The sequence below is a fragment of the Pseudomonas sp. S3_B11 genome, from assembly GCF_054667715.1.
The window spans coordinates 6286456-6305710 of record NZ_CP162749.1; the positions used below are offsets into that span (position 1 = coordinate 6286456).

At 62.4% G+C, this 19255-nt stretch carries 21 protein-coding genes and 1 other RNA gene; 11 read left to right on the forward strand and 11 right to left on the reverse strand.

The genetic code is table 11. From position 1 onward, the window contains the following. Positions 1 to 29: 29 nt before the first annotated feature. Positions 30 to 479 carry an EVE domain-containing protein gene (locus AB4O22_RS28095; RefSeq protein ID WP_003206690.1) on the reverse strand — a complete coding sequence of 150 codons (450 nt, stop codon included), beginning with the start codon at positions 477 to 479 and terminating at the stop codon, positions 30 to 32. A gap of 195 nt (positions 480 to 674) precedes the next feature. Here AB4O22_RS28095 and AB4O22_RS28100 point away from each other — a divergent pair, with 195 nt between their 5' ends. Further along, a complete protein-coding gene (locus AB4O22_RS28100; protein ID WP_003206689.1) occupies positions 675 to 821 on the forward strand; it encodes a hypothetical protein in 147 nt (48 codons plus the stop codon). A 35-nt stretch (positions 822 to 856) separates the two neighbouring features. Here AB4O22_RS28100 and AB4O22_RS28105 read toward each other — a convergent pair whose 3' ends face one another. The 4 genes from AB4O22_RS28105 to AB4O22_RS28120 form a co-directional block, all read right to left on the reverse strand. Next, a complete protein-coding gene (locus AB4O22_RS28105) occupies positions 857 to 1462 on the reverse strand; it encodes a 5-formyltetrahydrofolate cyclo-ligase (RefSeq protein ID WP_013694517.1) in 606 nt (201 codons plus the stop codon). A gap of 114 nt (positions 1463 to 1576) precedes the next feature. Further along, a non-coding RNA gene (gene ssrS / locus AB4O22_RS28110) (6S RNA) lies at positions 1577 to 1756 on the reverse strand. 30 nt (positions 1757 to 1786) lie between these two features. After that, the gene (locus tag AB4O22_RS28115; protein ID WP_003177364.1) at positions 1787 to 2104 is read right to left on the reverse strand and encodes a cell division protein ZapA; all 318 of its coding nucleotides are present in this window, start codon (positions 2102 to 2104) and stop codon (positions 1787 to 1789) included. Further along, a complete protein-coding gene (locus AB4O22_RS28120; protein WP_003177365.1) occupies positions 2101 to 2310 on the reverse strand; it encodes a TIGR02449 family protein in 210 nt (69 codons plus the stop codon). The genes AB4O22_RS28115 and AB4O22_RS28120 overlap by 4 nt, the downstream gene beginning before the upstream one ends. Positions 2311 to 2439: 129 nt before the next feature. Here AB4O22_RS28120 and AB4O22_RS28125 point away from each other — a divergent pair, with 129 nt between their 5' ends. The 8 genes from AB4O22_RS28125 to gcvH all read left to right on the forward strand — a co-directional run bounded on the left by AB4O22_RS28125 (position 2440) and on the right by gcvH (position 11451). Continuing rightward, the gene (locus AB4O22_RS28125) at positions 2440 to 2994 is read left to right on the forward strand and encodes a YecA/YgfB family protein (RefSeq protein WP_003206685.1); all 555 of its coding nucleotides are present in this window, start codon (positions 2440 to 2442) and stop codon (positions 2992 to 2994) included. A 25-nt stretch (positions 2995 to 3019) separates the two neighbouring features. Beyond that, a complete protein-coding gene (gene pepP / locus AB4O22_RS28130) occupies positions 3020 to 4354 on the forward strand; it encodes a Xaa-Pro aminopeptidase (RefSeq protein WP_013694516.1) in 1335 nt (444 codons plus the stop codon). Further along, positions 4351 to 5538, forward strand: coding sequence for a 2-octaprenyl-6-methoxyphenyl hydroxylase (ubiH, locus tag AB4O22_RS28135; protein ID WP_223472083.1), 1188 nt, complete (start codon positions 4351 to 4353; stop codon positions 5536 to 5538). Before pepP ends, ubiH begins: the two co-directional genes overlap by 4 nt. A gap of 67 nt (positions 5539 to 5605) precedes the next feature. Next, positions 5606 to 6823, forward strand: a complete 1218-nt coding sequence (locus tag AB4O22_RS28140; protein WP_460097764.1) for a 2-octaprenyl-3-methyl-6-methoxy-1,4-benzoquinol hydroxylase — start codon at positions 5606 to 5608, stop codon at positions 6821 to 6823. Between the two features lie 246 nt (positions 6824 to 7069). Beyond that, positions 7070 to 8074 (forward strand): extracellular solute-binding protein, encoded by a 1005-nt coding sequence (locus AB4O22_RS28145; RefSeq protein ID WP_013694512.1) that lies wholly within the window; start codon positions 7070 to 7072, stop codon positions 8072 to 8074. 87 nt (positions 8075 to 8161) lie between these two features. Next, complete coding sequence (locus tag AB4O22_RS28150; RefSeq protein ID WP_223472085.1) at positions 8162 to 9778, forward strand: ABC transporter permease; 1617 nt, start codon at positions 8162 to 8164, stop codon at positions 9776 to 9778. Between the two features lie 155 nt (positions 9779 to 9933). Next, positions 9934 to 11016 carry a glycine cleavage system aminomethyltransferase GcvT gene (gcvT, locus tag AB4O22_RS28155; protein ID WP_003206676.1) on the forward strand — a complete coding sequence of 361 codons (1083 nt, stop codon included), beginning with the start codon at positions 9934 to 9936 and terminating at the stop codon, positions 11014 to 11016. A gap of 51 nt (positions 11017 to 11067) precedes the next feature. Continuing rightward, positions 11068 to 11451: a glycine cleavage system protein GcvH gene (gene gcvH, locus AB4O22_RS28160; protein WP_223472086.1), complete on the forward strand. Its 384-nt coding sequence runs from the start codon at positions 11068 to 11070 to the stop codon at positions 11449 to 11451. A 119-nt stretch (positions 11452 to 11570) separates the two neighbouring features. On the opposite strand, the gene AB4O22_RS28165 is transcribed toward gcvH, so the two are convergent. The 5 genes from AB4O22_RS28165 to AB4O22_RS28185 all read right to left on the reverse strand — a co-directional run bounded on the left by AB4O22_RS28165 (position 11571) and on the right by AB4O22_RS28185 (position 15790). Then, positions 11571 to 11891: a DUF2388 domain-containing protein gene (locus tag AB4O22_RS28165; protein WP_170846005.1), complete on the reverse strand. Its 321-nt coding sequence runs from the start codon at positions 11889 to 11891 to the stop codon at positions 11571 to 11573. 65 nt (positions 11892 to 11956) lie between these two features. Next, on the reverse strand, positions 11957 to 12406 hold the full coding sequence (locus AB4O22_RS28170) for an NfeD family protein (protein WP_003206671.1): 450 nt from the start codon (positions 12404 to 12406) through the stop codon (positions 11957 to 11959). Positions 12407 to 12415: 9 nt separating this feature from the next. Continuing rightward, positions 12416 to 13336: an SPFH domain-containing protein gene (locus AB4O22_RS28175; protein WP_003206668.1), complete on the reverse strand. Its 921-nt coding sequence runs from the start codon at positions 13334 to 13336 to the stop codon at positions 12416 to 12418. 186 nt (positions 13337 to 13522) lie between these two features. Further along, positions 13523 to 15307, reverse strand: coding sequence for a GspE/PulE family protein (locus tag AB4O22_RS28180; protein ID WP_003206666.1), 1785 nt, complete (start codon positions 15305 to 15307; stop codon positions 13523 to 13525). 144 nt (positions 15308 to 15451) lie between these two features. Next, entirely contained in the window at positions 15452 to 15790 is a 339-nt protein-coding gene (locus AB4O22_RS28185; protein ID WP_460097637.1) for a hypothetical protein, read from the reverse strand. A gap of 126 nt (positions 15791 to 15916) precedes the next feature. Between AB4O22_RS28185 and AB4O22_RS28190 the strand changes: the two genes are divergently transcribed. Then, positions 15917 to 16387, forward strand: a complete 471-nt coding sequence (locus AB4O22_RS28190; protein WP_223472088.1) for an Lrp/AsnC family transcriptional regulator — start codon at positions 15917 to 15919, stop codon at positions 16385 to 16387. Positions 16388 to 16517: 130 nt separating this feature from the next. Here AB4O22_RS28190 and AB4O22_RS28195 read toward each other — a convergent pair whose 3' ends face one another. Then, on the reverse strand, positions 16518 to 17885 hold the full coding sequence (locus AB4O22_RS28195) for a CYTH domain-containing protein (RefSeq protein ID WP_013694509.1): 1368 nt from the start codon (positions 17883 to 17885) through the stop codon (positions 16518 to 16520). Positions 17886 to 18031: 146 nt separating this feature from the next. On the opposite strand from AB4O22_RS28195, the gene argE reads away from it, so the two are divergent. Then, positions 18032 to 19189, forward strand: coding sequence for an acetylornithine deacetylase (gene argE / locus AB4O22_RS28200; RefSeq protein WP_053163588.1), 1158 nt, complete (start codon positions 18032 to 18034; stop codon positions 19187 to 19189). Positions 19190 to 19255 lie beyond the last annotated feature (66 nt).

Genomic DNA, 19255 nt, shown 5'->3' on the forward strand with positions numbered 1-19255 from the left:
CAGCTTGATATCCATCAACTCATCGGCGATCAGCGCAGGGCAATCACTGCGGCCCACTGTTCGGCCGTGACAGGCATCACCGACAGTCGCGAGCCTTTCTGCACCAGTGGCATTTCAGCCAGCGCGGTCTGTTGCTTGAGGTAGTCGAGCTTCAGCACGTGGGGAAACGTTTCGACGTGGGCTACGTCGATCGCGGTCCAGGGGTTTTTGTCCGGGCCGGCCTTGGGGTCGAAGTAATGGCTATCGGGTTCCAGCGCTGTCGGATCGGGGTAGGCCGCGCGGACGATCCGGCCGATCCCGGCAATGCCTGGCTCGGGGCAACTGGAGTGGTAGAAAAAGAACGCGTCGCCCACCGCCATGGTCCGCAGGAAATTACGCGCCTGGTAGTTGCGAACCCCGTCCCAGCGTGCCTGGCCGAGCTTTTCCAAGCCTTGGATGGATAATTCGTCGGGCTCGGACTTCATCAGCCAATAGGCCATGATTGCTACTCCTTGGCGGTGTTGAAAAAAATAGTTCAGCGATTTTATGACAAACCGACAGTCGGTTGACGCCAGAGTTTGCGTGTCGGGGCCGGTTGCCGCAAAATGCCGGCCTTCCAAGCTTGACGCTGCTGCACGGCCAATAAGAAAACCGCTGCTGTCATCGTGTGTGATATGCCTTGAGGGGGGCAATCGATGAAACGCAAACCGGATTTGTTGTGGATCTTGGTCATTCTGTTCGGTCTAGGTGTCGTGACCACGGGTTACGCTCAAAGCCTGTGGGCCAACAAGACCGACGCGCCGGTGGAAATCACCCAGCCCGCGTCATCGTTCAAACGCTGAACCCGCTTTCCTGGCGCCGCTGATGACCGCGGCGTCTACCCCGCGATATACCATTGCCTGTCGCTGACCGTTCCCTGCAGCGGCACGTCCCAGCTTGCCTGCGCCAATCGTTCGACTTTTTGGCATTCATGGGCCAGCCCCAATAGCGTCGGCTTGCGCCACTGCTTGCGTCGCGCCAGATACGCCAGGCTGCGGTCATAAAAGCCGCCGCCCATGCCCAATCGACCTCCCGCATCGTCAAACCCCACCAGTGGCAACAGCACCAGGTCCAGCGTCCAGACCTTGCGTTGCCGGGCGAGGTTCTTGCGCGGTTCAGGAATACGAAACCGGTTGGGCTGCATTTTTTCGCCGGGGTGGATGCGCTGGAACACCATCTTGGTCTGCGGCCACGGGCTGAGCACCGGCAGGTAAGTAGCCTTGCCCCGGCGTTGGGCTGCGCGCAGCAGCAGGCGCGGATCGATCTCGCCGTCGTTGGGCAGGTACAGGGCGATGTGCCGCGCACGGCGAAACAGCGGATGCTGGGCCAGTTGCTTGTACAGCCCGCGGGCGGCTTGCCGTTGCTGGGCGGGTGTCAGGGCGCGACGGGCCTGGCGCAGCAGGCGTCGAAGTTGCGGGCGGGGCAGCAGCGCAGGTTCGGTCATATCAGTGCTTCACGCAGTGGCGATGCCACAGCGTAACCGCAAAACAGGCTGCCCAGAAATGCCGGCGCCAGAAACGACAATGCCAGTCCGCATGGACTGGCATTGTCTGGAATCAGGCTCCCCGGATGAACCGCTGTCGGCTTAGCCCTTGAACCCGAAAGTTCAAGGTGGAAGTTGCAGGGGGCGTTAAGGCTTTCCGTCAAGCGGACATGCACACCGGCCCCAACGTGCAACCCCCGTGGTTGTGCGTATCGGCTCAGGGACATCACCAACTGGCAAGCACCCCAGGGAGTGATGCGAGTATACCCCAGGCAGCCTCGCGAATCAGCCCTTGCTGACGTCTGGATCGGTGGCGAGCACCAGATCCACCCGATCGAGCAGGTCGCGCACCTGTTCACGGGTCGAGCCGCTGACCTGCAGGTCCGGTGTATCCTGGCGATGCAGCAGGTCGTGGGTGATGTTCAAGGCGGCCATCACGGCGATGCGGTCGGCACCGATGACTTTGCCGCTGCTGCGGATCTCGCGCATCTTGCCATCCAGGTAACGGGCGGCGCTCACCAGGTTGCTACGCTCTTCCTGGGGGCAGATGATCGAATATTCTTTGTCGAGGATCTGCACGGTAACGCTATTGCTTGAACTCATGAGTCTTGCTCCAGGGCCTTGAGGCGCGAAATCATCGATTCGACCTTACGCCGGGCGATTTCGTTTTTTTCAATGAGGTGCGCGCGTTCCTCGCGCCAGGTTTTTTCCTGAGCTAATAGGAGTCCGTTTTGGCTCTTAAGTTGCTCGACCCGGTCAATTAGCAGTTCGAGTCTGGCCATCAGCGCTTGCAGGTCGGTGTCTTCCATTGTGTCCACTGAAGATTGTGTCTGATGGAGGGTATGGGTCGCACAGCCTCTGATAGTCTTGGCGAGTCTGTCGATGTAGGATACAAGGCCTCCATTCTAGACATAGCGCCGTCTGGCGCCTAGCTGCCCATGCCCATTCAGAATTCCCCGTATCAAGCATTCGCCACCCTGCTGAGCACCAGCGGTCATCCTGTCTCGCCTGCCGAACTGCATGGCCTGCTGCTCGGTCGCAGCTGCGCCGGCGCCGGCTTCGATGCCGACGGCTGGTTGGCCGACGCCGCCGAACTGCTGGAAGGCGAGCCGGCGGACAACGTCCGCAACGCGCTCATCGGCCTGCAGGAAATGGTCAAGGGCGAGCTGACCAGCGACGACATGACCGTCGTCCTGCTGCTGCCCACTGACGACGCCCCCTTGGCCGACCGCGCCGCTGCGCTGGGCCAATGGTGCCAAGGCTTCCTCGCCGGCTTCGGCCTGACCCGTCGCGAATACGCCTTGAGCGAAGAGGCCAAGGAAGTGTTGCAGGACTTGGCCGCGATCTCCCAGGTCCAGGATGCCCTGGAAGAGTCCGATGACGGCGAAAGCGACTACATGGAAGTGATGGAGTACCTGCGGGTCGCGCCATTGCTGCTGTTCACCGAGACCAAGAAAACCGATGCAGCGGCCCCCAAGCCGTCCTTGCATTAATTTTTAGAGGGAACACCGTCTGCCCATGATTCATATCCCGAAATCGGAATACAGCCGTCGCCGCAAGGCCCTGATGGCGCAGATGGAACCCAACAGTATCGCAATCCTGCCCGCCGCCGCCGTTGCGATCCGCAACCGCGACGTCGAGCACGTCTATCGCCAGGACAGCGACTTCCAGTACCTCAGCGGCTTTCCCGAGCCGCAGGCGGTGCTGGTGCTGATGCCGGGCCGCGCCCATGGCGAATACATCCTCTTTTGCCGCGAACGCAACGCCGAACGTGAGTTGTGGGATGGCCTGCGCGCCGGCCAGGAAGGGGCGATCCGTGACTACGCCGCCGACGACGCGTTTCCCATCACCGACATCGACGACATCCTGCCGGGCCTGATCGAAGGCCGCGACCGGGTGTATTCGGCCATGGGCAGCAACCCGGAATTCGACCGGCACCTGATGGAGTGGATCAACGTGATTCGCTCCAAGGCCCACCTCGGCGCCCAGCCGCCGAACGAATTCGTTGCCCTGGATCATCTGCTGCATGACATGCGCCTGTATAAATCGGCGGCAGAAGTGAAAGTGATGCGCGAAGCGGCGCGGATTTCCGCCCAGGCGCACATTCGGGCGATGCAGGCGGCGCGTCCGGGGCTGCATGAGTTCAGCCTGGAAGCCGAGCTGGACTATGAGTTCCGCAAGGGCGGGGCGAAGATGCCGGCCTATGGTTCGATCGTCGCGGCGGGGCGCAACAGCTGCATCCTGCACTACCAGCAGAATGACGCGCTGCTCAAGGACGGCGACCTGGTACTGATCGACGCAGGCTGTGAAATCGACTGCTACGCCAGCGATATCACCCGTACCTGGCCGGTCAGTGGCAAGTTCTCACCCGAGCAGAAGGCGATCTACGAAGTGGTGCTGGCTGCCCAGGAAGCCGCGTTCGCCCAGATTGCGCCGGACAAACACTGGAACCAGGCTCACGAAGCGACGGTGCGGGTGATTACCGAAGGATTGGTGCGCCTTGGCCTGCTGGAGGGTGAGGTGGACGCGTTGATCGCCAGCGAGGCCTACCGGGCGTTCTACATGCACCGCGCTGGCCACTGGCTGGGCATGGACGTGCATGACGTGGGTGAATATCGGGTCGGCGGCGAGTGGCGGGTACTTGAGGTCGGCATGACGCTGACGGTGGAGCCGGGCATCTACATCGGCCCGAACAACCGCAGCGTAGCGAAAAAATGGCGCGGCATTGGCGTGCGCATCGAGGATGACGTGGTAGTGACCAAAACCGGTTGTGAAATCCTGAGCCACGGCGTACCGAAGACGGTCGCCGACATCGAGGCCCTGATGGCCGCTGCCCGGACGCAAGTGGCATGAGCCGGGTCAATCTGGCGATCGTCGGCGGCGGCCTGGTCGGCGCGAGCCTGGCGCTGGCCCTGCAGGCCGGTGCCAAGGCCCGTGGCTGGAAGATCATGCTGATCGAGCCCTTCGCCCCCGGCGATGCCTGGCAGCCAAGCTACGACGCTCGGTCTTCGGCATTGTCCTACGGTGCCCGGCAGATTTATCAACGCCTGGGTGTCTGGCAGGAGATTTCCCGCCGCGCCGAACCGATCAAACAGATCCATGTGTCCGACCGCGGGCGGTTTTCCACGGCGCGGCTGTCGGCCATGGAAGAGGGCGTGCCGGCGCTGGGCTACGTGGTGGAAAATGCCTGGCTCGGCCAGTGCCTGTGGCAAGGCCTGGACCCGGAGGTGGTCAGTTGGCGCTGCCCGGCGCAGGTCACCCGCATGGAGCCGCTGGTCGGCGGTTATCGCTTGACCCTGGACGACGAAACCACTCTGGAATGCGACCTTGCCGTACTGGCTGATGGCGGCCGCTCCAGCCTGCGCGAGCAGTTGGGTATCGGCGTGCGCAGTCGACCCTACGACCAGAGCGCCTTGATCGCCAACATCACCCCCAGCGAAGCCCACAACGGCATGGCCTTCGAGCGTTTCACCGATGACGGCCCGATGGCCTTGTTGCCACTGCCGGAGAATCGTTGCGCGCTGGTCTGGACCCGCCAGGGCATGGACGCACAACGGCTGGCGGCCCTCGACGAGCGCAGTTTCCTCAGTGAATTGCAGGGCGTGTTCGGCTATCGCCTGGGCACCCTGAAACAGGTGGGCATACGACATCTGTACCCGCTGGCGCTGGTGGAGGCCGAAGAACAGGTCCGTCCGCACCTGGCGATCCTGGGCAACGCCGCCCACAGCCTGCACCCGATTGCCGGGCAGGGGTTCAACCTGTCCCTGCGCGACGCCCAGGCCCTGGCCGATGCCCTGCTCGACAGCGAAAGCGAGCCTGGGGATTTTGCCGTGTTGCAAGCCTATCGCGAGCGCCAGCGAATGGATCAGGTCCTGACCGTGGGCTTCTCCGACCAGGTCACGCGCCTGTTCGCCAGCAACCTGCCATTGGTGTCCCTGGGCCGTAACCTCGGCCTGTTGGGCCTCGACTTGCTGCCGCCGGCCAAGCGCTGGTTCGCCCGTCAGGCCATGGGGCTGGGGACGCGTCCCGATGCTTGAGGCCGGGGCTGTCATTTCTTTTCATGGGCGACCGATGTCGCCAGCAAAACAGGCTTAGAGCATGGAATTGCGTGCAGATCTGCTGATTGTCGGCGCCGGTATGGTCGGCAGCGCCCTGGCGCTGGCGTTGCAGGGCAGTGGCCTGCAAGTGCTGTTGCTCGACGGCAGCCCGATGAGCGTCAAACCCTTCGATCCCCAGGCCGCGTTCGAGCCCCGAGTCAGTGCCTTGTCGACGGCCAGCCAGCGGATCCTCGATCGCCTGGGCGTCTGGGACGGCATCACCGCCCGGCGCGCCAGCCCCTATACCGACATGCACGTCTGGGACGGCAGCGGCACCGGGCAGATCCATTTCTCGGCCGCCAGCCTGCACGCCGAGGCGCTTGGGCACATCGTTGAAAACCGCGTTGTGCAGGACGCCTTGCTGGATCGACTGCATGACTGCGACCTGGGCCTGCTGGCCAATGCCCGGCTGGAACAGATGCGTCGTTCCGGTGACGACTGGCTGCTGACCCTGGCCGATGGCCGCACGTTGCGCGCGCCCCTGGTCATCGCGGCTGACGGCGCGAATTCCGCCGTGCGTCGCCTGACCGGCGTTGCCACGCGGGAATGGGATTACCTGCACCACGCCATCGTCACCAGCGTGCGCAGCGCCCGGTCGCATCGAATGACGGCCTGGCAACGGTTTACCGACAACGGTCCGCTGGCGTTCCTGCCACTTGAGCGTGACGGCCAGCACGACTGGTGCTCGATCGTCTGGTCCACCACCCCCGGTGAAGCGCAGCGCTTGATGGCGCTCGATGAAACTCAATTCTGCAGCGAACTGGAACGGGCCTTTGAAGGCCAGCTCGGCACGGTACTGAGTGCCGACCCACGCCTGTGCGTGCCGCTGCGCCAACGACATGCCAAGCGCTATGTGGCCGAAGGGCTGGCATTGATCGGCGACGCGGCCCATACCATTCATCCGTTGGCCGGGCAGGGCGTGAACCTGGGCTTCCTCGACGCCGCCGTGCTGGCCGAAGTGCTGTTGCAGGCGGCCGGGCGTGGCGAACGACTGGCGGACGTGAAGGTGCTGAGCCGCTACGAGCGGCGACGCATGCCCCATAACCTGGCGTTGATGGCGGCGATGGAAGGTTTCGAGCGCTTGTTCCAGGCCGATCCATTGCCGGTGCGCTGGTTGCGTAATACCGGGTTGAAGCTGGTGGACCGCATGCCCGAGGCCAAGGCGTTGTTTGTGCGCGAGGCGCTGGGGTTGATTGGGGATTTGCCGGATCTGGCCAAGGCCTGAGAGGTGGGTTGGGGCTTATGGCCTCATCGCGGGCAAGCCTTGCTCCCACACAAGCTCTTGCTCCCACAGGTGTGCAATGTGGGACGAGCTTTTGTGGGAGCAAGGCTTGCCCGCGATGGCGGACGCAAAAACACTGCGCATCTCAAAGTTGCAACATTTGGAAATGTGTCCAGCCATTGTTCGATTGAGATGCCAAATGTGAGTCCTTATCATTTGCGCTTCGTTCACAATCCAGAGACCGCTACCATGTCGGCACCCAAGCGCCTGCTGTCCGCCCTCGCCTTGACCCTGATCGGCACCACTGCCGCCCAGGCCGCCGATGAGGTGGTGGTCTACTCTTCGCGCATCGACGAACTGATCAAACCGGTCTTCGATGCCTACACCAGGAAGACCGGCGTGTCGGTGAAGTTCATCACCGACAAGGAAGCGCCGCTGATGCAGCGGATCAAGGCCGAGGGTGAGAACGCCACCGCCGACCTGCTGCTCACCGTCGACGCCGGCAACCTCTGGCAGGCCGAGCAGATGGGCATCCTCCAACCGTTCACCTCGCCGGTGATCGACGCCAACATCCCGTCTCAATACCGCGCCTCTTCCCACGCCTGGACCGGCTTGAGCCTGCGGGCGCGGACCATCGTCTACTCCACTGATCGGGTCAAACCCAGTGAGCTGAGCACCTACGAGGCCTTGGCGGGTGACGAGTGGGAGGGCCGCCTGTGCCTGCGCACGTCGAAGAAGGTCTATAACCAGTCGCTGACCGCCACCCTGATCGAAACCCACGGTGCGGAAAAAACCGAGGAGATCCTCAAGGGCTGGGTCCGGAACCTGTCCACCGACGTCTTCTCCGATGACACCGCGCTGCTTGAGGCGATCAACGCCGGGCAGTGCGACGTCGGCATCGTCAATACCTACTACTACGGCCGCCTGCACCAGCAGAAGCCGGACCTGAAGGTGAAGCTGTTCTGGCCGAACCAGGCCGACCGTGGCGTGCACATCAACCTCTCGGGGATTGGCTTGACCAAGCATGCACCGCATCCGGACGCTGCGAAGAAGCTGGTGGAGTGGATGACCACGCCAGAAGCGCAAAGCATCTTCGCCGACGTGAACCAGGAATTCCCGGCCAACCCGAAAGTCGAGCCGTCCAAGGAAGTGGCGGCCTGGGGCAAGTTCAAGGCCGATACCCTGCCGGTGGAAGTCGCGGGTAGACGCCAGGCCGAAGCCATACGCATGATGGATCGCGCTGGCTGGAATTAATCCAACTCAGGCACGGCTCCCTGTGGCGGTTGTAAGATAGGTGCCCGCGCGAATGCGCGGGCATCATCATTTAAACGAGAGCACCCCTTGGCCCACCCCGCCCAACGCCGTTGGTACCCCCTGGTCTTTGCCATTGCCGCGCTGGTCCTGTTGCCCTTGAGCGTCTTGCTGCTGTCCTGGCAGAGCATCGACCAACAGATCTGGTCCCACTTGTGGGACACGCAAATGCCGCGCTTGCTGGGCAACACCCTCACGTTGATCCTTGGCGTGGGTGTCGGGGTGACGTTGCTGGGTGTCAGTCTCGCCTGGCTCACCAGCCTGTGTGAATTCCCCGGGCGACGCTGGCTCGACTGGGCGTTGATGCTGCCGTTTGCGATTCCGGCCTACGTGTTGGCGTTTGTCTTCGTTGGCCTGCTGGACTTTGCAGGCCCCGTGCAGACACTCATGCGTGAATGGTTCGGCAGCGGCCTGCGCCTGCCCCGGGTCCGTTCCACCGGTGGGGTGATCCTGGTGCTGGTGCTGGTCTTTTACCCTTACGTCTATCTGCTGGCGCGCAGTGCATTCCTGGCCCAGGGCAAGGGCTTGATGGAAGCCGCACGGGTGCTCGGGCAGTCGCCGTGGCAGGCGTTCTGGCGCGTGGCGCTGCCGATGGCCCGGCCGGCCATCGGTGCGGGCGTGGCGTTGGCGCTGATGGAGACCCTGGCGGATTTCGGCGCGGTATCGGTGTTCAACTTCGACACCTTTACCACCGCGATCTACAAGACCTGGTACGGCTTCTTCAGCCTCTCCAGCGCAGCCCAACTGGCCAGCCTGCTGTTACTGGCGGTGATGCTGGTGCTCTATGGCGAACGCCGGGCCCGCGGTGCCCACCGAGCCAGCAACGAGCGTCCCCGAGCCAAGGCTTTGTATACGTTGCGCGGTCTCAAGGCCGTGGCAGCCAGCAGTTGGTGTTTCCTGGTGTTCGCCTGTGCCTTTGTCATTCCGGTGCTGCAGTTGGTGGTGTGGTTCTGGCAACGCGGTCGTTTCGACCTGGACGAACGTTATGCCGGGCTGATCGTCCACACCCTCTACCTGGGCGGCCTGGCCGCGCTGATCACCGTTTGCGTGGCCTTGCTGCTGGCGTTCGCCCGACGGCTGGCGCCAACCCGCCCGATTCGTGCCGGCGTCGGCCTGGCGAACCTGGGCTATGCCTTGCCCGGTTCGGTGCTCGCGGTATCGATCATGCTTGCATTCAGCTACCTGGACCGTGAGCTGGTCATCCCGCTGTCGACCTGGCTCGGTGGGGCAGGCAAACCGTTGTTGCTGGGTAGCCTGTCGGCGCTGTTGCTGGCGTATCTGGTGCGCTTCCTGGCCGTGGCCTACGGTCCGTTGGAGAGCAGCCTGGCGCGAATTCGTCCGTCCTTGCCCGAGGCTGCACGCAGCCTTGGGGTCAGTGGGCCACGACTGTTTTTCAAAGTGTATCTGCCCTTGCTGTTGCCCGGCACCTTGAGCGCGGCGTTGCTGGTGTTCGTCGACGTGCTCAAGGAAATGCCCGCGACCCTGCTGATGCGCCCGTTCGGCTGGGATACGCTGGCGGTGCGGATCTTCGAGATGACCAGCGAAGGGGAGTGGGCCCGGGCCGCGCTGCCGGCGCTGACGTTGGTACTGGTGGGGTTGTTGCCAGTCATCGGATTGATACGACGTTCGGCCCATCGAAACAGCTAGGTGTCAGTCCCACCTCATGCGGCTACAATGCGCGGCATTCGGTGCGGTCCGTCTGTCGGACCGGGCAACTGAGAACGTCAGAAAACTCCTTTTTTCAGACGTTCGCGTTATGCAGTGCCCGTCCGCACCTTCGCCAAGCCCGGAAGGAGAAACCCATGGGACAGCGTACGCCTCTGTATGACCTTCATCTCGCCCTTGGCGCGAAGATGGTCGATTTTGGCGGTTGGGATATGCCTTTGCACTACGGCTCGCAAGTCGAAGAACACCATCAGGTGCGTCGCGACTGCGGAGTGTTCGATGTATCCCACATGACCGTGATCGATGTCGCCGGCCCCCAGGCCAAGGTTTGGTTGCAGCGTTTGCTGGCCAATGACGTCGATCGTTTGCAGGACACAGGCAGTGCCTTGTACAGCGCGATGCTCAACGAGCGCGGCGGCATCGTCGACGACATGATCATCTATCGTGTCGAGGACGGTTATCGGTTGGTCTTCAACGCCTCGACCCGCGATCAGGATCTGGCCTGGATGCAGGCACAGCTCGGTGGCTACGACGTGCAGTTGCATGAGCGCCCCGAACTGGCGATGCTGGCGATCCAGGGCCCCCAGGCCCGGCAGAAGATTGCCGAACTGGTGACGCAACCGCGTGGGCAGATCATCCAGCAACTCAAGCCTTTCGAAGGTCGCGCCGACGGCGAATGGTTCATCGCCCGGACCGGCTACACCGGCGAAGATGGCCTGGAAATCGTCCTGCCCGCCCAGGAAGCCCCGAGTTTCTTCAACGACCTGGTAGGGGCCGGTATTTCGCCGATTGGCCTCGGCGCCCGCGATACCTTGCGCCTGGAGGCCGGCATGAACCTCTACGGCCAGGACATCAATCAGGATGTTTCGCCCCTGGCCTCGAACATGGCCTGGAGCATCGCCTGGGAACCGGCGAGCCGTCAGTTCATCGGGCGCAGTGCGCTGCAAGCCGAGCTTGCCAGCGGTGTGCAGCACAAATTGGTCGGGCTGGTGCTGGAAGAACGGGGTGTCTTGCGCGCCCATCAGGTGGTCCGCATCGCCAATGTTGGCGAAGGGGAGATCACCAGTGGTAGTTTTTCTCCTACGCTTAGCAAGTCGATCGCCCTGGCACGTGTTCCGATGGCTACCGCCGACCGTGCCGAGGTAGAAATTCGCGGCAAGTGGTATCCGGTACGGGTGGTCAAACCGACCTTCGTCCGCCATGGCAAAACCCTGATCTAACCTTTTGCGGCGGGCCGCTGGCCGCTGACACTTCTCTTGAGGACACAGAATATGAGTGATATCCCTGCCGAACTGCGTTTTGCCGAAAGCCATGAGTGGGCACGCCTGGAAGCTGACGGTACCGTCACCGTGGGCATCAGTGATCATGCGCAGGAAGCCTTGGGCGATGTGGTATTTGTCGAGCTGACAGAAGTCGGTACGGTTTTTTCCGCCAATGACCCGGCGGGTGTGGTCGAGTCGGTCAAAGCGGCTTCCGATATCTACTCGCCGGTTGCAGGTGAAGTGATTGCGGTCAATGAAGAGCTGAGCGGTTCGCCGGAGCTGCTGAATTCCGATCCGTATGGCGCCTGGATCTTCAAGCTCAAGCCAAGCGACAAGGCCGAGGTGGGCAAGTTGCTTGATGCGGCAGGCTACAAGGCTGCTATTGGCGAATAAGGACGACTGCACTTGTGGGAGCGAGCAAGCTCGCTCCCACAAGTGTTGGGACAGCCTTGGGGTGTTCACCGGCAAAAAAAATGCCGCTCAATCGAGCGGCATTTTTTATTGGCCGGGCATCAGTCCTGGGCGACGGCGTTTTTCGCCAGGATAGCGTTGGCCAGTTCCATGTCGGTGGCTTGCAGGCCTGGGTTGTCGGCGCGCACTTTCTGCATCGCCGCTTCCAGGTAAGGGCCACGAATACCGCCGTCACTGGCGACGAAGCTGCCGGCATCATCCTGGGCGGCGACGATCAGCTTGTGATCCTTGAAGGTCAGGTAGGTGGAACCGGTGGTTGCACCGGATGAGATGACGTTACGCCAAAACGTGTCGGCCATTGCCGAGCCAACAGGAAGAGACAGCAAGGCTAGGGTAGCGACAGCAAGTTTGAGACGCATGATAGGTGACTCCACTGGGTTAACTATGACGTTGGATTACCGGCGCCTCTATTCAGTTCCATGACCTCTCAGTCAGCCCGCTCCACCTGCAGCACCGCGCCTTCCTGCGCCACCACCCTGACCCGCGTGCCCACGGACGACTCGGGTCCCTTGGCCAGCCAGACGCTGTCAGCCACCTTGATCTTGCCGCGGCCATCGACAATCGCTTCATGAACCTGGAAGACCTTGCCGATCAGCTCTTGCCCGCGCAGGTTCAGGTGCGGTTGATCGCTTTGGCGCACCGCGCTGCGCTGGCGTCGCCACCAGTACAGTGCCGTCGCGATGGCGAACAGGCCGAACAACAGGAACTGCAGCTCCCACGGCATCTGCGGCAGGATGAACGTGAGCACGCCGACTGCCGCGGCGGCCATGCCGATCCACAGCAAGTAGCCGCCGGCGCCGAACACTTCGAGGATCAGCAGGATGACGCCCAGCGCCAGCCAGTCCCAGTACGACATGTGTTGCAGGAACATCCACATACGCGCGCCTCAGGCTTTCTTGCTGTCGAAGGTGGCCTTGACGATCTCGCCAATGCCGCCGACCGCACCGATGACCTGGCTGGCTTCCAGTGGCATCAGGATTACCTTGCTGTTGTTGGCCGAAGCCAGTTTGCCCAGCGCATCGATGTATTTCTGCGCGACGAAGTAGTTCACCGCCTGGACGTTACCGTCGGCAATCGCCTGGGACACCACCTGGGTGGCCAGCGCTTCGGCTTGTGCCTGGCGCTCGCGGGCCTCGGACTCCAGGAACGCGGCCTGGCGGCTGCCCTCGGCCTCGAGGATTTGCGCCTGCTTCTTGCCTTCGGCGGTGAGAATCGCCGACGCTCGCAGGCCTTCGGCTTCGAGGATCTGGGCGCGCTTGATGCGTTCGGCTTTCATCTGCCCCGACATGGCGGCCATCAGGTCGGCCGGCGGGCTGATGTCCTTGATCTCGATCCGGGTGATCTTGATGCCCCACGGCGCTGTGGCTTCATCGACGGTGCGCAGCAGTTTTTCGTTGATACCGTCGCGCTGGCTCAGCATCGCGTCCAGCTCCATGGACCCCAGCACGGTACGGATATTGGTTTGCAGCAGGTTGCGAATGGCGTGCTCGAGATTGTTGACCTCATAGGCAGCCTGGGCGGTGTTGACCACCTGGAAGAAGCACACGGCGTCGATCTGCACCGTGGCGTTGTCGGCGGTAATGACTTCCTGGGGCGGGATGTCCAGTACGCTTTCCATGACATTGATCTTGCGCCCGATGCGATCCATCACCGGGATGATGATATTCAGGCCGGGTTTGAGCGTGTTGGTGTAGCGGCCGAACCGCTCGACGGTCCATTGGTAGCCTTGGGGCACGACCTTGAACCCCATGAACAGGATGGCGACCACGAGGCCGATGAAAAGTAAAAGTACACTACCGATCTGCATGACGGTTCCCTGTGCGAATTGAGATGGACCTGCGAGCCCTGAGTGTAGGGCACGCGGCCAGTATCTTCGCTATGTGGGAGCAAAGCTTGCTCGCGATGCAGGCGCCTTGCTTCCCCGGGAGACCGCGTCATTTTCATCGCGGGCAAGCCTTGCTCCCAGAACCTCTCGCCACAGGTGCCGCCACAACTACTTCTGCTCGCTCTGCGGCGTCACCCGCAGCACTTCCTCGACCGTGGTCAAGCCCGCCGCCACCTTTTGCGCCCCCGACAAGCGCAGGCTGCGCATGCCTTCCTTGAATGCCTGGCGGCGTACTGCCAGCAGGTCGGTGTCGGGGTGGATCAAGGCCTTGACGCTGTCGGTCAGTTGCATGATTTCGTAGACGCCGGCGCGGCCGCGGTAACCGGTGTCGCGGCACTCCAGGCAACCGACGGCCTGTTGGGCATTGCTCGGCAGCGGCGCCTGCCAGGGCCGCGTCAGGGTTTGCCAGTCGTCTTCATCCAGGGTCAGGGGGGCCTTGCATTGAGGGCACAGCGTGCGGACCAGCCGCTGGGCCATGACCCCGAGCACGGTGGCCTTGATCAGGTAATGGGGCACACCCAGCTCCAGCAGGCGACTGATGGCGCTCGGTGCGTCGTTGGTGTGCAGCGTCGACAGCACAAGGTGCCCGGTGAGCGCCGCCTGGATCGCCATCTCGGCGGTCTCCAGGTCGCGGATCTCACCGATCATGATGATGTCCGGGTCTTGTCGCATCAGCGCCCGCACCCCGGCGGCGAAGGACAGGTCGATGTTGTGCTGGACCTGCATCTGGTTGAAGGAGGCCTCGACCATTTCAATCGGGTCCTCGATGGTGCAGAGGTTCACTTCCGGCGTCGCCAGTTTCTTGAGGGTGGTGTAGAGGGTGGTGGTCTTGCCGGAACCGGTGGGCCCGGTCACCAGGATGATGCCGTTGGGCTGGCGGGTCATGTCCTGCCAGCGACGCAGGTCGTCGGCGGAGAAGCCGAGTTGGTCGAAGTCCTTGAGCAACACTTCCGGGTCGAAGATCCGCATGACCATTTTTTCGCCGAACGCGGTGGGCAAGGTCGACAGGCGCAACTCCACTTCGCCACCGTCCGGGGTCTTGGTCTTGACCCGGCCGTCCTGGGGTTTGCGTTTTTCCGCGACGTTCATCCGCCCCAGGCTCTTGAGACGGCTGACGATCGCCATCGTGACCTGCGGTGGGAACTGATAGACGGTGTGCAGCACCCCGTCGATGCGAAACCGCACGGTGCCCTGCTCGCGGCGCGGTTCGATGTGGATATCACTGGCGCGCTGCTGGAAGGCGTACTGGAACAGCCAGTCGACAATGTTGACGATGTGGGCGTCGTTGGCGTCCGGCTCCTGGTCGCTGGCCCCCAGGTTGAGCAACTGTTCGAAATTGCTCAGGTTGCTCGGCTGCTGATCGACCGCGGTGGCGCCGCTGACCGATTTGGCCAGGCGATAGAACTCCACGCTCAAGCGCTGGATGTCCACCGGGTTGGCGATCACCCGCTTGATCGGCAGCTTGAGCACGTGGGTCAGGTCGGCTTCCCAGCTGTTGACGTAGGGCTGTGCGCTGGCGACGGTGACGGCGTCACGATCGACCGCCACCGCAAGGATCTTGTGGCGCTGGGCAAAGGCATAGGACATCAAGGGCGTCACGGCCGCGACGTTGATTTTCAACGGGTCGATGCGCATGTAGGGCTGGTCGGCCTGCTGGGACAGCCACAGGGTCAGGTTCTCCAGGTCCAGGCGCTTGCCGGGCCGGCTGAGGTCGTCCAGATGCTGGTTGGCGATGAACTCCAGCGGATGCAACTGGCTATTGGCGCTGTGGCGTCGGCGGGCGTTCAGCGCGGTTTCGGCTGAGTCCTGGCTGATGAGGCCCTGGGTGACCAGTTGGCGCAGCAGATCGTTGAGGTCCAGCCAGCGGTCCTGAGTGGCGTGTTTGGTGGACATGCGGGTTCCTATTGGACAATTGCAGCAAAGCCGCGATACAGACGCTTCGGCGTCCTCGCTCGGTCTGCAAAAGAATAGTCCCGACCCCGTAGACCGTTGGGCCACTACCCGACCAATGCGTTACCAGTTCTTGCCCATGGGCGTTCAACAGACGCCTTGGGCCGGCCCAACGTGCGCAATATCAGCGTCTTGCAGGTCCACCGAACAGACGCTGATCAGGTTACGTAATTTTTCAGCGATGACCTGGGCACGGTGCCAGCTCAGCCCATCCATGACGATGTCCAGCGCCAGCACATCGCCGAGGCGCTCGACATGAACCTGCTGCGGCGTCAGGCCCTGCAAGGCAAACAGGTTCAACGCCCGACACAGCAAGTCCGGCTCGGCTTCGGCCAATATCTGGTACTGCACCCGGCAATGGGTATTGGCGGCGTGCCAGACGTCGGCGCGGGTCGGGGCTATGGCAACGGCTTCGAGTGGGGGCATGTTCGGTCTCCTTGGTGGCGGGAGAAATATTTACATGCGAGCTGGGGTATTTCTTATCTAAGATGAGTGATTATGGCGATGTTTTGAATCGCTTGATTCTCTAAATCAATCATTTCGGGTTTGATCATGCACAGCGAATTGGATAGCTACGACCGCAGGATACTGGCGCTGTTGCAGGAGGATGCCTCGCTGTCCAGTGCGCAGATCGCCGAACAGGTCGGCTTGTCTCAATCGCCATGCTGGCGGCGGATCCAGCGGATGAAGGAGGAGGGCATCATTCGCGGCCAGGTGACTCTGCTGGATCGCAAGAAAATCGGCCTTAACACGCAGATCTTCGCCGAAATCAAACTCAACGCCCACGGTCGTTCGAACTTCACCGAATTCACCGAGGCGATCCGCGGCTTCCCCGAAGTGCTGGAGTGTTACGTGCTGATGGGGGCGGTGGATTTTCTGCTGCGCATCGTCACCGCCGATATCGAGGCGTATGAGCGATTCTTTTTCGAAAAGCTGTCGATGGTGCCGGGGATCCAGGAAGTGAACTCGATCGTGGCGCTGTCGGAGATCAAGTCGACGACGAGTTTGCCTGTGGTGCGTTGAGCTTGTTTCTGCGGTGTTTTTGCTGGCCTCATCGCGAGCGAGCTCGCTCCCACAGTTGATCTTCAGTGGCCACAACATGTGTGTACAACACTGAACCTCTGTGGGAGCGAGCTTGCTCGCGATGGCGGCATCACAGACGCAGTAAAGTCTTCCAGGCCCGATTCTGGTAAACCGCAATCGCCTGCTGCTTGCGCGCATCCAGCGTTTCGTCGGTGATCGGTTGGTTGGCCAGTTGCGCCAGTTTGTTCAGTTCACCATAGAGGCGATCCATTTCCGGGATCTCCAGTACATGGCGGGCGTGGTGCAGCCAGGCCTGGATGCGTTCGATGCGCGGCAGTTGCTCGGCCAGGTCTTCCGGCTGTTGCTGATAGCGTTGCAATTGCAGGGACGAGGATTCTTCGCCCAGCAGGCGCGGCAGCCAGCTGCCCAGTTGCGCCGCGCCCTGGCGATTGCCACGGGTGTTGCGCTCGGCGGCCCAGCTGCGTGCCAGCAGCCAGCGGGAAGTGTTGAGGGAAAACAGGCCCCAGCGCGGGTCTTGCAGCTCTTCAAGGAACTGTTCCGGTGCCGCCTTGCGCACGTCTTCGTCATCCAGGCCGGCCTGGACCAGTGGGCGCCAGTCTTCCAGCAACGCGTCCAGGGCCAGGCGCAAGTCGTGGGTCGATTGGCGCGGCGCGGCCTGGCCGAGGCTGCTGAGCAGGGCGCGCAGTTCGGCGAGGTTTTCCACCCAGTCCTGCAGCAAGCGCCAGTGGCCGTTGAAACGGTATTGCTCGGCCAGGCGTTGGCTGCTGCCGAGCAGATGCCAGCTCAGCGCGGCGAAGGCGTCATCCAGCGGCGTTTCGGCGGTCAGTTGCGGGGCCGGCAGGCTCAGGGCGTAGCTGCCCGCGTCATACAGGCGATAGCCACGTTCGGCCTTGCTGATGTCGCAAGGCATCAAGGGCAGGGTTGCGGCCAGCTCGGCGGCCAGTTCCAGCAGGGCGGCGGGTTCGCCTTCGCGCAGTTCCAGCTCCAGTTCGCAGATTTCTTCCTTCTGCTTGCCCACCACCACATGGCCCAGGTCCAGGGCGGCTTCGATGACCACCTTGCTTTTGCCACGGCCCCAGGCGATTTCAGCGCGTTCGCGAACGAAGTCGGTGGTGAAGATGGCCTTGAGGGTTTTCTTGTCCAGTTCGGCCAAGGCCTCGGGCCAGCACTCGCCGTCGAGCTTCTTCAGGTCGAGCTTGGCCTTGGGCAGGTGCCAATCGTACTCGTTGCGCTCGGACAGGCCGGCGACGCTCTGGCCGCGGGTCTTGAGGGTCTGGATCACCTCTTCGCCGTCGCGACGCAGGCGCAGGGCGACCTTGGCCTGGGCCAGGTCACGCTCCGGCGTGTCGAAATACTGGTTCATCAGTTCGTGGCGTTCCCAGCCACTCTTGTTGCGTTTTTTCAGCAGCGGATGCTCGCGCAAGGCTGCCAGGGTCTCGCGGCTGACGCGGAGTTTGATTTCGGTTTCTTTCTGCATGGCCGGAAAATCCAGGGATCGGGTGTGCAGCCGGGGAAGGTGTGGCTGCCAAGGCCGTGCAGTGTACAGGACTCACTCGCCCTAGGTTTATTCCTGGGTCCAGATGGTTCTATGATAAACGTCAATCTGTAAGCCCGGAGTCAGCGATGCCTTTGCCGTCCATGAAAGATCAATTCGCTGCCCTGATCGCCGCACCTTCGGTCAGTTGTACCCAGCCTGGGCTGGACCAGTCCAACAGTGCCGTGATCGAGCTGCTGGCAGGCTGGCTCTCTGAGCTGGGGTTCTGCTGTGATATCCAGCAGGTCAGCCCTGGCAAATTCAACCTGCTGGCCAGTTTTGGCAGCGGCCCCGGCGGCCTGGTGCTGGCTGGTCATAGCGACACGGTGCCGTTCGACGGCGCGTTGTGGCAGACCGATCCGCTGAAGCTCACCGAGGTCGATGGCCGTTGGGTGGGCTTGGGCAGCTGTGACATGAAGGGTTTTTTCGCCCTGGTCATTGAAGCGGTCAAGCCGTTGCTGGACCAACCGTTCAAGCAACCGCTGCTGATCCTCGCGACCTGCGACGAGGAAAGCTCCATGGCCGGCGCCCGGGCCCTGGCCGATGCCGGGCGACCACTGGGGCGTGCGGCGGTGATCGGTGAGCCGACCGGCCTGCGGCCGATTCGCCTGCACAAGGGCGTGATGATGGAGCGCATCGACATTCTCGGGCGCAGCGGCCATTCCTCCGATCCGAGCCTGGGCCACAGCGCGCTGGAAGCCATGCACGATGCCATGGGCGAATTGCGCGGGCTGCGCCTGCAATGGCAACGTGAGTTCCGTAACCCGCAGTTCACCGTGCCACAACCGACCCTGAACTTCGGCTGCATCCATGGCGGCGACAATCCCAACCGCATCTGCGGCCAATGCTCCATGGAATTCGACCTGCGCCCCTTGCCGGGAATGGACCCACAAGTGCTGCGGGCGGCGATCCAACAGAAGCTGAACCCCATCGCCGAACGCCATAAAGTCAAGATCGACTACGCACCGCTGTTCCCCGAAGTGCCACCCTTCGAGCAGGCCGAAGACTGCGAGCTGGTACGGGTGGCCGAGCGACTCACCGGCCATCGTGCCGAAGCAGTGGCGTTTGGCACCGAAGCGCCTTATCTTCAGCGCCTTGGCTGTGAAACCCTGGTGCTCGGCCCTGGCGATATCGCCTGCGCTCACCAGCCGGGCGAGTACCTTGAAATGTCACGTTTGCAACCTACCGTACAGCTGTTGCAACAATTGATTGGTCATTACTGCCTGACACCGGCCACGGTCGGTTAAATTGCCCCCTTGCGGGGCCGTATTCATCACATGAGGAGAGCGCGCGTGTCGCCAAGCCTGTTCCGA

Coding starts and splice junctions, on each gene's coding strand:
- AB4O22_RS28095 (WP_003206690.1), bottom strand. CDS start 479: ATGGCCTATTGGCTGATGAAGTCCGAGCCCGACGAATTATCCATCCAA.
- AB4O22_RS28100 (WP_003206689.1), top strand. CDS start 675: ATGAAACGCAAACCGGATTTGTTGTGGATCTTGGTCATTCTGTTCGGT.
- AB4O22_RS28105 (WP_013694517.1), bottom strand. CDS start 1,462: ATGACCGAACCTGCGCTGCTGCCCCGCCCGCAACTTCGACGCCTGCTG.
- AB4O22_RS28115 (WP_003177364.1), bottom strand. CDS start 2,104: ATGAGTTCAAGCAATAGCGTTACCGTGCAGATCCTCGACAAAGAATAT.
- AB4O22_RS28120 (WP_003177365.1), bottom strand. CDS start 2,310: ATGGAAGACACCGACCTGCAAGCGCTGATGGCCAGACTCGAACTGCTA.
- AB4O22_RS28125 (WP_003206685.1), top strand. CDS start 2,440: ATGCCCATTCAGAATTCCCCGTATCAAGCATTCGCCACCCTGCTGAGC.
- pepP (WP_013694516.1), top strand. CDS start 3,020: ATGATTCATATCCCGAAATCGGAATACAGCCGTCGCCGCAAGGCCCTG.
- ubiH (WP_223472083.1), top strand. CDS start 4,351: ATGAGCCGGGTCAATCTGGCGATCGTCGGCGGCGGCCTGGTCGGCGCG.
- AB4O22_RS28145 (WP_013694512.1), top strand. CDS start 7,070: ATGTCGGCACCCAAGCGCCTGCTGTCCGCCCTCGCCTTGACCCTGATC.
- gcvT (WP_003206676.1), top strand. CDS start 9,934: ATGGGACAGCGTACGCCTCTGTATGACCTTCATCTCGCCCTTGGCGCG.
- gcvH (WP_223472086.1), top strand. CDS start 11,068: ATGAGTGATATCCCTGCCGAACTGCGTTTTGCCGAAAGCCATGAGTGG.
- AB4O22_RS28170 (WP_003206671.1), bottom strand. CDS start 12,406: ATGTGGATGTTCCTGCAACACATGTCGTACTGGGACTGGCTGGCGCTG.
- AB4O22_RS28175 (WP_003206668.1), bottom strand. CDS start 13,336: ATGCAGATCGGTAGTGTACTTTTACTTTTCATCGGCCTCGTGGTCGCC.
- AB4O22_RS28180 (WP_003206666.1), bottom strand. CDS start 15,307: ATGTCCACCAAACACGCCACTCAGGACCGCTGGCTGGACCTCAACGAT.
- AB4O22_RS28185 (WP_460097637.1), bottom strand. CDS start 15,790: ATGCCCCCACTCGAAGCCGTTGCCATAGCCCCGACCCGCGCCGACGTC.
- AB4O22_RS28190 (WP_223472088.1), top strand. CDS start 15,917: ATGCACAGCGAATTGGATAGCTACGACCGCAGGATACTGGCGCTGTTG.
- AB4O22_RS28195 (WP_013694509.1), bottom strand. CDS start 17,885: ATGCAGAAAGAAACCGAAATCAAACTCCGCGTCAGCCGCGAGACCCTG.
- argE (WP_053163588.1), top strand. CDS start 18,032: ATGCCTTTGCCGTCCATGAAAGATCAATTCGCTGCCCTGATCGCCGCA.